Raw genomic sequence first — 15,151 nt, 5'->3', positions numbered from 1 at the left:
CTCTGTTATTAATTAAAAGGTAAAATCAATACCGAATACAAAGTTTCTGTTCATAGGATATACCTTACCGTTACCGTTTTCATTGGCAGCAGAAGTCAGACCGGGCGCCGTAGCCGAACTACCACCTGCCCACGTATTCACTTGATTCAGCGTTTCTGGGTCGAAAGATTTTGGCAGCTTACTAATAGTAAACAAGTTATCACATGTGAAATATACTCTCAAATTCTCCAACCTCATAGCCTTTAAAAGTTTCTTATCAAATGTGTAAGACACCATTAAGTTTTTCATACGCATATAAGCCGCATTGACTAGGTAACGTGTCGTATTATACCCGACATTGGCATCATAATCTGTCGTTTTGGGTTCTGTCAGACGAGGCAGGTATGCATTAGGATTCTGTGGGCTAAAATAATCCAAATGTTCTTTAAAAAAGTTCTTTCCACCAAAAAGGTAAGTACTTCCAGCCAACGTAAAATCACGTTTGCCAACTCCCTGCAACAAAGTAGAGACAGAGAATCCTTTATAGCCAACATTCAAATTAATACCAAATGAATATTTTGGCGTAGCATTACCAATTATCTTCAAATCACCATGATCGCTCAAAGTACCTTTTCCCGGGTCTACCTTGCCGTCACGATTCGTATCCAAATACTTCAAATCACCTACTTGCCAAAGATTGTCGCTCTTAAAGAAAGACAGGTCTTTACTGTTTAAATATGAATCTATTTCCTGATTAGTCATAAACAAGTCATCTGCCACATATCCCCAGATTTCACCAATATCCATACCTTCGTAATAACCTTTATTACGATCCAAACCTGTATGGTTGTTATAAATAATACCTTCAGGATTATTATATTTCGTAATAACAGCCTTATAATTGAACAAGTTAAAACCTACTCCATAACTGAAACCACATTTCAACTTATCTTGCCAATTGATTGAGAACTCCCAGCCACGGTTGCGTAAGGTAGCATTGTTTATCTTCGCACGATCATCCGGCACAATACCACTGACAGCTGGAATAGCTTCAGCAGGACCAATCATATCTTTCGTTGTACGTTGGTAAACATCAAACGTTACAGATAAACGATCGTTCAGCAACATTAAATCTAAACCTAAGTTGGCATTATCTACTTTCTCCCACGTGATATACGGGCTAATCATTTTCGGAGTTAATGAAATAGTACCTTTATCAATTCCATTATTTCCACCCGGAAGCAACCATGAATTAACATTATTCGGGTCAAGAGTCATCATACCTAGATAATCATACAGTCCGGCACCATTCTGGTTACCCAAGCGTCCGTAAGATACACGTACTTTCAATTGAGACACAGGTAGATGCAAATTCGTAAAATAATCAGTACGCGCGATATCATAACCGGCAGAAAAAGACGGAAAAAATCCCCAGCGATGTCCAGGTGCAAAACGAGACGAACCATCATAACGACCACTAAATTCCAGAAAGTAAACATTTTTATAGTTCCAGTTCATACGTGCATAAAATCCCATAGTAGCCCAATGAGTGCGAGCCTCACCTGCATACAATTTTCCATCAGCATTTTCGAATGAATAAGTATCTTCACTCAACATTCCGTCTTTGTAGATGAAATCATTGGAATTTTCCTGCAACTCCATCTGATAACCGGTCATCACCTTAAAATAATGATCACCCCATTGGTTGACATAAGAAGTTGATATGCCAGGAGACAAATAGTAATTAAATGTATTACCCCGCGTCAATGAACCGGTATTTGTATTCTGCCACCTCATACCCGGATATTGATACCCCTGGCGAATTCCGGATTTCTCAGTAATTTGCCCATTAGGTTGCATAAACTGAGGTGTCCTCAATTCAAAACTATTATTTTCAACATCCAAACGGGCTTTCATCTCTCCCATTATGTCCCATCCTTTCAATGGCGTTATTATAGCCGAAAAAGACATAGCGTCTGAAATTCGATTCTGATTATAATTTGCTTTCTTCATATAGAGAAATTCATTCCAATCAGGAGTTGAATATTCCGATTGTTCCACAGGCAACTTAGTCACACGAGTTGGAGCTTGATTGGCTATTGTACCATAAAAAATAGTCTGGTTAGGCATCGGACGATTAATTATATTCAGTGTCAAGTTATTATTAAAATTAAATTTCAACCAATCAGTCGCCGTAACTGCAAATTTAGTATTGACATTATATTTCTTCAAATCATCCTGAACTTGATCCATTAAACCTTCCTGATAAGTATATCCCAATCCTATATAATAGGTAGCTTTTTCCGAACCACCTTGAACACTAAGATTGTGTGAATGGCGAATAGCCCGATCCTTAAAATAATAGTCAAACCAATCCGTATTACCATACTGATTCTCTGGAGCCGATGCCCATCCGTCACCTGCCTGATTCGATTCGATACCGGGAAATTCTGCTGAATAAGGATTATTCATAAATCCCACTATCTTATCTATAGTAGTATCAGAGACCTTTTGCTTGCGCCCCATACTCTCCTCACGCTGATTAATGTATCTCGCCCATTCCAAAGAGTTCATCATTTGCGGCATATTTATAGGAGAACTGAAACCAACAGTCCCACGATAAGTTACACGTGTCTTTTCTTTTTTACCACTTTTAGTAGTCACCAATACTACCCCATACGCAGCACGAGCACCATACACAGCAGAAGCTGAGGCATCTTTCAGCACACTGATACTTTCGATATCGGCGGGATTTACATTTTGCATGCTTTGTTCCACACCATCTACCAATACATAAGGTTCACCACCATTAATAGAGCCAATACCACGAATACTAAACTTGATTTCCGCACCGGTTTCACCACCGACACCACCTTCAGCAGCATCCGAGGCAAAGTTCAAACCAGCAACATTACCTTGCAGTGCGCTGGTCACATCTGTTACCGGACGATTAACAATTGCATCAGATTTCACTGTAGCTACAGCAGCCGTAATAGTATTACGTTTCTGCTTGTCCATACCTACCACAACCACTTCATCAAGGACTTTCGTATCTTCTTTCATTACGAAACGATTACCTTCAAGTTTTGTCACTTTTACTGTTAAAGGAGAAAAACCAACATAAGAAATGGTTAAGACATCACCAACTTTACCTTTGACAGAAAAATTTCCATCAATATCAGTCAGGGTACCTTCCTGTGTTCCTTTAACCATGACCGTACCGCCGATAATGGTTTCGCCCTTATCGTCCACCACTTGTCCTTTAATCATCTGTTGCTGTGCAAATGCTCCTAAAGGGAATAGTAGGAGGAGCAAAAAAAGAACAACAAAGCAGCTTTGTTTTTTCATAAGCTTCTTTCTTTTCATAATATTACATTTAATAATAAAGACTTTATTTATTAGCTAACAAAAATAAATCTCAAAACACTCTAAGTTTGAAAAAGTATATCAGACTTTTTGCTGAATAACTTTTTCGGCTACAAAAATAGGAAGGGCACAAAAATAGGATGTTCCAAAATCGCTAATTTATATCCAAATTTGTCTAAAATCGTCCATTTCATCGATTAATTAAAATATCACAGACATCTTTGAACATCTTACGAATCAAAAAAAGAAAACGGGAATATTCATTTCCGAATATTCCCGCCTCTTTATATTTTAGACAAATGTAACTACTACAATTTTCCAACGAAGATATATTATAAGTTTTCTATATCAGAAGATTGAAGACCTGTGTATTTGATAATCATATCAATGGATATTCCATCCTTTCTCATCTTTCGAGCAATTTCAATTTGTTTCTTTTGCTCTCCCTTCTCCATCCCCTTCTCTATCCCTTTTTCCATTCCTTTCTCCATCCCTTTCTCTATCCCTTCCGTCATTCCTTGCGCCATTCCTTTCCTCAGTCCTTCCCTCATCCCTTCTTCAGCCGCCTTTCTCCGCATCTCTTCATTTTTACGTCGTTCATCCTCCTCCACGATTTGATTGACTCTATACCGATCTAATGCCTTATCATAAGCGATACGATTTTCTTCCGAAAGATCGGCAACTGCTGCCAATCTCGCCAGATGTTCAAACACTTGTTCTTTCAAAGCCTCCGGCATTCTGTTCCAATTGCTCATATTCTTCAGTGCATAAATTAATTTATCATATAATGTATGACAGTCCGACAAATCTTTAGCGAAATAAGGAAATTGCAAATAAATTTGCCGGAGATGCGGATTAACAATCTTCCCTGTATCACGGTCGGAAAGAACCGTATCCGTACGGAACTTTGCCTCTAAATTTTCCTCTTTGAAATTCATCAAGAAAATTCCATATATAGTAGGCAATCTATACTGTTTCCCATAAGCGACAAGTGGTTCCCTTACAGTCATCGAATCTTCAGGAACAGGGACTTCTTTTGATGAAGGAGATTCTATCTGCCGGCTCACAGCTCGACAAACATAATAAAGTGTACGATCCAGAAAATTACTGTGCCAACGGTTCTGCATCTCCACAATAATATACTCACCACTTGCTGTCCGGCAATAAAGATCATAAATGATACCTTTGTCACTTACATTGTCCGCATGGTCTTCCTTATCAAGAAAAGTAAGTTCTGTAATATGATGTTCGCCAGCAAGTAGCTCATTCAATAAAGTGATAAGCAAATTCTTACTAGCCGGTTGACCAAAAATAATTTTAAATCCTATATCAGTAAAAGGATTGACGTATTTGGACATAATATTCTATTTTTATAGCAAAGGTAACCATTTAAATCCATAAACATGAGAAACAAGCCCAAACTTTACAGGTTTAAAGTGAAATAATCCTCTTTCAATCCTCCAAAACAAACAAGAGTAATTTTTAATCAAATCCTCTCAACAACCATACTCTTTCAAAGCCTGCATCAATTTTGCCCCATTAATAGGTTTTACTAAATAATCATCGCAACCTACTTCCAAGGCCGTTACTCGATCGGTTTCAAAAGCGTGGGCAGTCAACGCGACAATTGGAATACGGGTATTGAACTTTCGAATCTCAGCAGTAGCAGTACGCCCGTCCATTATTGGCATTTTCATATCCATCAATACAAGATCAACAGGTTGTGTTTGTACTATTTCAACAGCCTTTTGACCATTTGGCGCATGCAATAGTTTACATCTGTTTTTCAACAGTGAAGACACTAAAGAAAAATTGCTTTGAATATCTTCTGCTACCAGAATAGTCTTCTGCTCTTCTTCCTCCTCTTTGGCAGCCATTGCAGCATCCTTTCTAAGCTTCCTTCCGTTTCTCTGTTGAGAAGCAGCCGCCCCATCCTCATCTACTTCATTTATATATGGTAGAATAGCCCAAAAGAAAGAGCCTTTTCCATATTCCGACTCAAATCCGAGACTCCCCCCACAAGCTTCGACAATAGCTTTGCAGATAGATAAACCAAGACCGGTTCCCTGAGCAAACTCATCCAGTTTTTCAAACCGATAGAATACTTTATCTTTTTTATCTTCCGGTATACCGATACCTGTATCACGTACATAGATACGTATCCCCTCTTCCACTTCTTCATATCCCATCTCGATAGTTCCTTCCGGGGTATATTTAATAGCATTTGTCACATAATTCGTGAAGATTTGGGTAAAGCGTTTCTTGTCTAATTTTACCATACAGGTAGTATAAGGATTAATAGAGACCAAACGAACCTGAGGATTTTTAACACGCCATTGCATGGAAGTTGCCAATTCATCAAAATAAACAGCCAAATCAAACTTTTCATACTTCAATTCTACCGACCCGGCTTCTATTTTCGAAAGGTCTAATATATCATTAATCAATTTCAATAACAGATCATTGTTCGTATTAATGATTTTGCTATACTCTTCTTTCTCGGACGGATTATCTGTTATCATCAACAAATCTGAGAAACCAACAATCGCATTCAACGGAGTACGAATCTCATGGCTCATATTCGCAAGAAAGGCAGATTTCAATTTATCAGATTGTTCTGCTTGTTTCCTTGCCTTTTCCAGCTCACCTATCATATGTTGACGTTCCGTCACATCATCCACCCGGATTACCACACCCTCTATCTCTCCTAAATCGTTATATACAGGGGTAGCGAATACTTCGATAGTGTGTTCATTATTGAGAAAGAACTGAATTGTCTCTACCTGACCGGATTTACGGGCACGTTGCATCACACAATTCTCACAAGGAGCAGTACGATTATAAGCAGTTTTATAGCAAAACTCCCCCTTTTTGTAAGCCTCATAAGAAAGACTCCTGCTACAAAGCGATACGTTTTCCCACTGTACAATATAATCATTAGTAATATAAGCTAGTCCGGAATTGGCATTGTTCAGCACCAATTCGTTATGACGAAGCAACTCTATCATCTTCTGCTCACTCTCGATTAACTCCTTTTTCGAACGTATGGCATCTTCGTAAAGATTTTCATACTTACGCTGCCATAAAACACGTTCAGTAACATCCTGTGTGATTACCAGATAATTCGTAATCTTACCGACTTCATTGAATAGGGAAGAAACTGTAATTTCAAAATGTTTGGTGCCGGACAGATAGGTTGGAAAACAACTGCGTAACTTATCGAAATCATACTCTACTGTGAGATGTACGGTTTCGCCATTCATTATTTGTTGTTTGTCTTTACCGGAAAGACTCGGAATATCGAACAGGCTACGTCCTAAAAGTTCTTCCCTGTTTTTTACCCCCATCGATTGCAATTCTGTATGGTTAACTTCAACCATGAAACCACTTTTATCGTATAACTCCAGACCGATGGATAGATTCTCAAAGATATTATACAATAAACTATCAGCTACCCCACTAATTAAAGCTAAGGGAGATTCATTTCTCATGCTACAAAATTTATGTAGTTCAACAATATTGTTTGTTTTATACAGGCAAACTTACATAAATCTTTTATACTTCGATAAAAAAGAGGTCAGAAAGTCCCTTTAGGTATCCTTATAGAGCACTTTGGTAGTAATGCCCTCATTCTAAAACCGCAAATCTTTTACAAATTCTTCCGCTTTGGCCAATGTCTCCGGCTTGCCGATATCAATAAGTTGCAATTTCTCAGACAGATACCCAAAGAAGTCCGTTTGCCGACAGGTAGCAAGATAAAAATCCATAATAGAGAACTTGCCTTCCCAACGAGGGGCATCCATCCACTGAAAAATGGCAGGAGAAAGAACGTGGATACCACTGAACGCATATTCCTGATAAAGTGATTCATCATACTGGAAACCTTCCGGTTTCACTTGTCCCGTATCTTTATTAATCCATCCGCAGAGTTTCCGCCCGGTATCAAAAAGCAGATAACGGGAAGTTTTGCGCCGGCTGGCCAATAAAGTAGCGACACCACCATTCTGCAAATGGGATTCGTAGAGTTCTATCAGGTCAGTATCCGAAAGAATATCTACATTGTGCACGAGGAAAGGTTCATTAGAGTTCTCAAAAAAAGTGCGGGCTTTCTTTACTCCGCCCCCTGTATCGAGCAATAGGTCACGTTCATCAGAGATGTGTATAGTAAGTCCGAAATTGTCATTCGCTTTCAAAAAATCAAGTATTTGCTCGCCGAAGTGATGGATATTAATCACTATTTCAGTAAAACCCGATGCTTTCAGTTTCAGGATAACATGCTCCAACATCGGTCGTCCGGCTATGGGAACAAGGGCTTTGGGCATCGTATCGGTCAGTGGTTTCAGCCGGCTACCCAAACCGGCTGCAAATATCATTGCTTTCATACGATATCTTTTATACGGTTGCTTCGAACGTGCGCTCTATATTCTGTTCGCGGTGCACCAGTTCTACTTTTACTCTGAACTTCTGATTCAGGCGTTCCGCCAAATGCTGTGCCGAATATACGGAACGGTGCTGCCCGCCGGTACAACCGAAGCAAACGGACAAGTTACTGAATCCGCGTTCCATATAACGTTTCACGGAAGCATCCACCAAAGCATAGACATTATCGAGGAAACGAAGTATTTCACCATCTTCTTCAAGGAAAGTAATTACCGGCTCATCCAATCCGGTGAAAGGTTTGTAGCGTTCATATTTGCCGGGATTATTCACGGCACGACAATCGAATACATAACCACCGCCATTGCCTGTCGGGTCTTCAGGGATTCCTTTTTTATAGGCAAAGCTCATTACTTTCACTGTCAGTTGACGCTTTTTCAAATCGTCCGTAAACTGTTTCAGGCCGGTGAGTTCACGCAATACTTTACAGAGATACGGATATTCCGGATAGTCTTCTTTCAACAGTTCACGCAGGTTTGCGATGGCATAAGGAACACTCTGAATAAAATGGGGCTTTTTCTCGAAATAACCACGGAAGCCGTATGCTCCCAATACCTGCAAGGTACGGAAAAGAACAAAGTGGCGAAGCTGGCTGTAAAAATAAGGCTCGTCAATCGGCTGGTATTTGCGAAGGGCTTCTATGTATTCCTTCAAGAGTTCTTTGCGAAGGCTATCGGGATATTTCGCTTTGGCCTGCCACAAGAAGGAAGCAATATCATAATAGAACGGCCCCTTGCGCCCGCCCTGGAAGTCAATAAACCAAGGCTGCCCGTCTTTTATCATCACATTGCGGCTCTGAAAATCACGGTACATGAAAGTGGCGGAAGAACTGCGCAGCAGGACATCAGTCATTTTCTGGAAATCATCTTCCAGTTTGTCTTCCTGAAATTCCATTCCGGTAGCTTTGAGGAAACAATATTTGAAGTAGTTCAAATCCCAAAGGATAGAGCGCTGGTTGAACTCCGGCTGGGGATAGCAACGGGAAAAATCGAACCCGTCGGCTCCGGCAAACTGAATGGCGGGAAGCAGACGAATCGTTTTGCGAAGCAACTCTTTCTCTTCTTCGGAAAATACGCTGGTGGCACGCCCTTTCTCAATAGCATGAAACAACAGAGTGTCACCTAAATCTTCCTGCAGATAATAGGTCTTGTCTTCCGACACAATATGAACTTCGGGAATAGGCAGACCGTTTTTGCGGAAATGCCCTGCCATATAAAGAAAGGCTTCATTTTCGTCGACAGAAGTTCCATACACTCCGATTAATGTTTGTACGCCCGTCAGCCGGAAATACCGGCGATTGGAACCGGAAGAGGGCAATTCTGTTATATTTTCAGCGGGAACGCCCGTATATGCCTGATAAAGTTTCTGTAGTTCTTCGGTAATCATAGTCGTATATTTTCGAGCAAAGATAGGGATAAAAACCAAAAATAAGAGTCCCGATTCTACTAATATTCATCCGAATATATTATCTTTGTTTCAGTTTAACTGACCTGATTCCATGAAAAAAAGAATCTTTATACTACTATGCGTAGCATTTATCACACAGTTTGCCGGTATTCTCCCCCTTCAAGCCGGACATTATTACTATAAACAAATCTCTCTGAAAGACGGATTGCCGTCCACCGTGCGGTGTATCCTAACAGATGAACAAGGCTTTGTGTGGATAGGAACACGCTCCGGACTGGGACGATATGACGGACATGAACTTAAAAAATACGTTTATCAAGCTGACAATCCTCACTCCATTCCTCATAATTTAATCTATCAGATGATAGAAGACAAGCAAAATAACATCTGGATTCTGACGGACAAAGGAGTGGCACGCTATCAACGGCAGAGCGATGATTTCTTTATACCGACAAATGAAACCGGAAATAACATCATCGTTTATTCTGTTTGCCTGACAAAAGACGGAGTCTTGTTTGGTTCGAAAAACAAGATATTCTTCTACAATTACCAGGATGCCTCTTTTCGTCTCCTGCAATCTTTCGACTTGGAACCGAATTACAATGTCACCCTGCTGAGTCTTTGGGATGAACATACACTGCTCTGTTGCAGCCGATGGCAGGGCTTGCTCCTGCTCGACTTAAAGACCGGAAAATGCATCCGCCCGCCTTTCGATTGCGGAAAAGAAATTATGAACGTATTTATCGACTCACAAAAAAGGATATGGGTGGCTCCTTACAATGGGGGATTGAATTGCTTCACCCGTGACGGCAAGTTGCTGGCAACCTATACTACCTGTAATTCATCTCTAAGCAACAATGTTGTATTAAGTCTCGCCGAACGGGAAGGACAAATATGGATTGGAACAGACGGTGGCGGCATCAATATCCTCGACCCGGAAACGGGACGTTTTTCTCTTTTGGAACATATCCCCGGAAGGGATAACTATTCGCTTCCCGCCAATTCTATCTTATGTCTTTACAACGACCGGAACAATAATATGTGGGCAGGCAGTATCCGAAACGGGTTAATCAGCATCCGGGAAGTTTCCATGAAAACCTATACGGACGTATTACCCGGCAGCGACCGTGGACTAAGCAATGCAACCGTTCTTAGCCTTTTCCAGGAATCCGAAAACCGAATCTGGATAGGTACGGACGGCGGCGGCATAAATCGTTTCGACCCACTCACGGAAAAGTTCACCCATTACCCTTCGACCTGGGAAGACAAAGTGGCTTCTATCTGCCCGTTTACTCCCGGCAAATTATTGATTTCCCTTTTCTCGCAGGGAGTATTCATTTTCAATCCGGCAACAGGAGAGAAACAGCCTTTTACCATTGTCGACGCTGAAACAAACGCTTGTCTCTGCAACCGGGGAAAAGCTGTGAATTTATTACAAAACACACCGCATAGTATCCTATTTCTAGGGGAGCATGTCTATAAGTACAACCTGAAAGAGCAAACTTTCAGCATCGCTACAGAGCAGGAAGGACAAGATATTATCGGGGCACTGCTGCCAATCGGCAATTATCAGAATTATACTTATATGAGCGATACAAAGCATATCTATGAACTGGATAACCGTACAAATCGGCTGAAAGCCCTGTACTCTTGTCAGAAAGACATGATTATCAACTCTGTTTCACGGGACGAAGAAGGAAATTTCTGGATTGGAAACAACTACGGACTGGTGCATTACAGCCCCAGTACAAAGACAGAGACGCCGATACCGACTTCCCTGTTCGGTGAAATCACCTTGATAGTATGCGACCAGCAAGGAAAAGTATGGATAGGAGCCGACAGCATGCTATTCGCCTGGTTGATTAAAGAAAAGAAGTTTGTTCTGTTCGGAGAATCGGACGGTGTTATTTTGAACGAATATCTTTCCAAACCGCAATTGTTAAGTATGCAGGGAGATGTATATATGGGTGGAGTAAAAGGTCTGCTGCATATCAACAGCAAGCTTCCCTTAACGACATCCGAACTTCCTCAACTCCAGTTGTCAGATGTCATTATCAACGGCGAATCCGTTAATGACGAACTAAGCGGTCATCCGAAAGGAATCTCCGTCCCTTGGAACAGTAATATTATCATTCGAATCATGTCGAAAGAGGAAGATATTTTCCGTCAAAAAGTATATAAATACCAGATAGAAGGACTAAACGACCAACAAATCGAATCTTACAACCCCGAACTGGCTATACGTTCCCTGCCACCGGGAAGTTATAAAATCATGGCTTCCTGCACTGCTAAAGATGGTAGCTGGATTCCTAATCAGGAAGTGCTGGAACTAACCATTCTTCCGCCCTGGTATCGTACATGGTGGTTCATCCTTAGCTGTGCAGTTTTCATTACTGCCGTCATTATAGAAACTTTCCGAAGAGCATTAAGACGCAAGGAAGAAAAGTTAAGGTGGGCTATGAAAGAGCACGAACAACAGGTGTATGAGGAGAAAGTGCGTTTCCTTATCAATATCAGCCACGAGCTTCGCACCCCATTGACATTGATACACGCTCCACTCAGCAGGATATTGAAATCGCTCTCTTCCGATGACGGTCAATATCTTCCGTTGAAGGCTATTTACAGGCAGTCACAACGCATGAAGAACCTGATAAACATGGTGCTTGATGTACGTAAAATGGAAGTTGGAGAAAGTAAAATGCAGATGCAGCCTCATCCATTCAACCAATGGATTGAGCACGTTTCACAGGACTTTATCAGTGAAGGTGAAGCCAAGAATGTACGAATCCGCTATGAGCTCGACCCACGGATTGAAACCGTCAGCTTCGATAAGGACAAGTGCGAGACTATTTTAAGCAACCTGCTTATTAACGCACTGAAACATAGTCCCGAGAATACGGAAATTACAATTACTTCGGAATTAGTTCCCGAAGAAAGCAGAGTACGTGTCTCTATTACCGACCAGGGAAACGGATTGCAGCAGGTAGATACCCGGAAGCTCTTTACCCGCTTCTATCAGGGAACGGGCGAACAAAGCGGAACGGGAATCGGGCTATCTTATTCTAAAATTCTGGTTGAGCTGCACGGCGGTTCCATCGGTGCCCGTAATAACCAAAAAGCAGGTGCTACTTTCTTCTTTGAACTGCCACTGAAACAGGGAACCGAAGAAATTATCTGCCAACCCAAAGCATATCTGAACGAACTGATTAGTGACGACAAGAATGAAAATATACCGGATGAAAATAATTTCGATACAACTTCCTACACGATTCTGGTAGTGGATGATAATCCCGACCTGACGGATTTCCTGAAGAAATCATTAGGGGAATACTTTAAGCGCATAGTGATTGCTTCGGACGGTGTGGAAGCACTACAACTTATCAAGAGCCATGCCCCGGATATTATAGTCAGTGATGTGATGATGCCGAGAATGAACGGATACGAACTTTGCAAAAACATTAAAGAAGATATTACTATCAGCCACATTCCTATCATCCTGCTGACGGCAAGGGATGATAAACAAAGTCAGTTGAGCGGCTACAAGAATGGAGCGGATGCCTATCTGACAAAACCTTTCGAAATAGAGATGCTGATGGAAATCGTCCGCAACCGTTTGAAAAACCGGGAATCCACCAAGAAAAAGTATCTGAACGCCGGATTAATTCCCGCAGCGGAAGAAAGTACGTTCAGCCAGGCAGATGAGACTTTCCTGTTGAAACTGAATCAAATCATTCAGGAGAATTTGGACAGCAGTGGTTTAGATGTTACATTTATCTGTAAGGAGATAGGGATGAGCCGGGCTTCGCTTTATAATAAGCTGAAAGCTCTGACCGATATGGGAGCCAATGATTATATCAATAAATTCCGGATGGAAAAAGCGATAACGTTAATCATAGGCACGGAAATGTCATTTACGGAAATTGCAGAAAAGGTAGGATTTACAACTTCACGCTATTTCAGTACGGCTTTCAAACAATATACGGGAGAAACGCCGACACAGTATAAGGAAAAGCAGAAACAGGAAAGGAAAAAAGAGTAACGAACAGCTACACGGGAAATACATATTTTTCAGGCACGGATTACACGGATTTCACGGTTTTAAGAGATTGATTAATCAAAAACCGTGTAATCCGTGCCTAATAATTTTAATATATTGCAAGTTTCATTGCCTACTCAACCATTCACTTTCTTATAATCTTCCAGGAATTTCTTCAACCCCGAATCCGTTAACGGATGATTCAATAAGCCCTTGATAGCACTCAACGGACAAGTAGCAACGTCCGCTCCCACTTCCACACATTCGATGATATGCTTCGTATTACGGATAGATGCAGCCAGTACCTGCGTCTTGTAATCATAGGTGCGATACATACGTACAATATCGCCGACAAGCCCTACTCCATCTTCACAAATATCATCCAGACGTCCGACAAAAGGTGAGACATAGGTAGCTCCGGCTTTAGCCGCCAACAGTGCCTGTCCTATGGAAAAGACCAATGTGCAGTTTGTACGGATTCCTTTCTCCGTGAAATACTTGATAGCTTTGATACCATCGGCAATGCAAGGCACTTTCACTACGATATGCGGATTAAGCGCAGCCAGTTCTTCGCCTTCGCGAATCATACCTTCATAATCGGTTGCAATCACTTCGGCACTCACGTCGCCTTTGACAATCTCACATATCTTGATATAATGTTCACGCTGGTTCTGCGTGCCCTTGATACCTTCTTTCGCCATCAGCGAAGGGTTGGTAGTCACTCCGTCAAGTACTCCGAGGTCATACGCCTCTTGAATCTGCTCCAAATTGGCTGTGTCAATAAAAAACTTCATACTTCTAATTTTTAATGGTTAACTATCTAATAGTCAAAGATAAGAATTTATTTCCATTCATCCGGGGTTAAGCAATTGTTATTTCCGGGTCAAGATATACATCTTGGATGGTGTTCAACAACTCTACGCCTTCATTCATCGGTTTCTGGAACGCTTTACGTCCGCTAATCAATCCCATACCACCGGCACGTTTATTGACCACAGCAGTAATGACAGCATCACGCAAGTCAGATTCTCCATGAGACTCTCCACCGGAGTTAATCAATCCTACACGTCCCATATAACCATTGGCTACCTGATAGCGGCAAAGGTCAATCGGGTGTTCGGAGCTTAGTTCGGTGTACATACGTTCATCAATCTTACCGAAGCCGATAGCTTTAAAACCACCATTATTAGTAGGAAGTTTCTGTTTCACAATATCCGCTTTGATAGTGACTCCCAAACGGTCGGCCTGTCCGGTAAGGTCAGCAGCGGAATGATAGTCCACAGCACCTTTCTTGAAATCATTGTTACGCAGATAGCACCAAAGAATGGTCGCCATACCCAGTTCGTGTGCATATTCAAAAGCCTCGGCAATCTCCACCAATTGACGACGGCTCTGTTCCGAACCGAAATAGATGGTTGCCCCTACGGCTACCGCTCCCATATTCCAAGCCTCTTTAACAGTACCGAACAAGACCTGGTCGAAGCTGTTCGGGTAAGAAAGCAATTCATTGTGATTCAACTTCACAATGAATGGAATCTTATGGGCATATTTACGTGCCACGGAACCAAGAATACCGAATGTGGAAGCTACTCCATTACAGCCGCCTTCAATAGCCAGTTTCACGATATTTTCCGGGTCGAAATAAATCGGGTTCGGAGCAAAGGAAGCACCGGCAGTATGCTCTATATCCTGGTCGACGGGAAGTATGGATACATACCCTGTATTTGCCAGACGTCCGTGTCCCAACAGGGTTTGCAAACTGTTCAATACGCGTATGTTCCGGTCGGAATCAATCCAAACCTTATCTATTGTATTGGGAGACGGAATATGAATCAATGACTTATCAATGGTTTCGCAAGTGTGATCCAAATAATAATTGGCTTTATCTCTTAGTAATTCAACTACTTTACTCATAACTTTGTTTTT

8 protein-coding genes are annotated in these 15,151 nt (G+C 41.4%); 1 reads left to right on the top strand and 7 read right to left on the bottom strand.

What is annotated here, in order from left to right; all coding sequences use genetic code 11:
- Positions 1–12 precede the first annotated feature (12 nt).
- From RDN93_RS10485 to RDN93_RS10465, 5 genes are all read right to left on the bottom strand, one after another.
- On the bottom strand, positions 13–3,345 hold the full coding sequence (locus tag RDN93_RS10485) for a TonB-dependent receptor (protein WP_308745473.1): 3,333 nt from the start codon (positions 3,343–3,345) through the stop codon (positions 13–15).
- A 332-nt stretch (positions 3,346–3,677) separates the two neighbouring features.
- Positions 3,678–4,703: a PD-(D/E)XK nuclease family transposase gene (locus RDN93_RS10480; protein ID WP_308745472.1), complete on the bottom strand. Its 1,026-nt coding sequence runs from the start codon at positions 4,701–4,703 to the stop codon at positions 3,678–3,680.
- A gap of 138 nt (positions 4,704–4,841) precedes the next feature.
- Positions 4,842–6,836 (bottom strand): response regulator, encoded by a 1,995-nt coding sequence (locus RDN93_RS10475; RefSeq protein WP_308745471.1) that lies wholly within the window; start codon positions 6,834–6,836, stop codon positions 4,842–4,844.
- Positions 6,837–6,977: 141 nt separating this feature from the next.
- Positions 6,978–7,727 (bottom strand): nucleotidyltransferase family protein, encoded by a 750-nt coding sequence (locus tag RDN93_RS10470; RefSeq protein ID WP_308745470.1) that lies wholly within the window; start codon positions 7,725–7,727, stop codon positions 6,978–6,980.
- A 10-nt stretch (positions 7,728–7,737) separates the two neighbouring features.
- Positions 7,738–9,168 carry a phosphotransferase gene (locus RDN93_RS10465; protein WP_308745469.1) on the bottom strand — a complete coding sequence of 477 codons (1,431 nt, stop codon included), beginning with the start codon at positions 9,166–9,168 and terminating at the stop codon, positions 7,738–7,740.
- A gap of 112 nt (positions 9,169–9,280) precedes the next feature.
- Between RDN93_RS10465 and RDN93_RS10460 the strand changes: the two genes are divergently transcribed.
- The gene (locus tag RDN93_RS10460) at positions 9,281–13,228 is read left to right on the top strand and encodes a two-component regulator propeller domain-containing protein (RefSeq protein WP_308745468.1); all 3,948 of its coding nucleotides are present in this window, start codon (positions 9,281–9,283) and stop codon (positions 13,226–13,228) included.
- Positions 13,229–13,362: 134 nt separating this feature from the next.
- Here RDN93_RS10460 and fsa read toward each other — a convergent pair whose 3' ends face one another.
- Positions 13,363–14,019, bottom strand: a complete 657-nt coding sequence (gene fsa / locus RDN93_RS10455; protein WP_308745467.1) for a fructose-6-phosphate aldolase — start codon at positions 14,017–14,019, stop codon at positions 13,363–13,365.
- Positions 14,020–14,086: 67 nt separating this feature from the next.
- Positions 14,087–15,139, bottom strand: coding sequence for a class I fructose-bisphosphate aldolase (locus RDN93_RS10450; protein ID WP_308745466.1), 1,053 nt, complete (start codon positions 15,137–15,139; stop codon positions 14,087–14,089).
- Positions 15,140–15,151 lie beyond the last annotated feature (12 nt).

The organism is uncultured Bacteroides sp. (genome assembly GCF_902491285.1).
Lineage (GTDB): Bacteria > Bacteroidota > Bacteroidia > Bacteroidales > Bacteroidaceae > Bacteroides.
The sequence above is the reverse complement of the archived record's forward strand: the minus strand, read 5'-3'. Positions and strand labels throughout refer to the sequence as shown.

Coding starts and splice junctions, on each gene's coding strand:
- RDN93_RS10485 (WP_308745473.1), bottom strand. CDS start 3,345: ATGAAAAGAAAGAAGCTTATGAAAAAACAAAGCTGCTTTGTTGTTCTT.
- RDN93_RS10480 (WP_308745472.1), bottom strand. CDS start 4,703: ATGTCCAAATACGTCAATCCTTTTACTGATATAGGATTTAAAATTATT.
- RDN93_RS10475 (WP_308745471.1), bottom strand. CDS start 6,836: ATGAGAAATGAATCTCCCTTAGCTTTAATTAGTGGGGTAGCTGATAGT.
- RDN93_RS10470 (WP_308745470.1), bottom strand. CDS start 7,727: ATGAAAGCAATGATATTTGCAGCCGGTTTGGGTAGCCGGCTGAAACCA.
- RDN93_RS10465 (WP_308745469.1), bottom strand. CDS start 9,168: ATGATTACCGAAGAACTACAGAAACTTTATCAGGCATATACGGGCGTT.
- RDN93_RS10460 (WP_308745468.1), top strand. CDS start 9,281: ATGAAAAAAAGAATCTTTATACTACTATGCGTAGCATTTATCACACAG.
- fsa (WP_308745467.1), bottom strand. CDS start 14,019: ATGAAGTTTTTTATTGACACAGCCAATTTGGAGCAGATTCAAGAGGCG.
- RDN93_RS10450 (WP_308745466.1), bottom strand. CDS start 15,139: ATGAGTAAAGTAGTTGAATTACTAAGAGATAAAGCCAATTATTATTTG.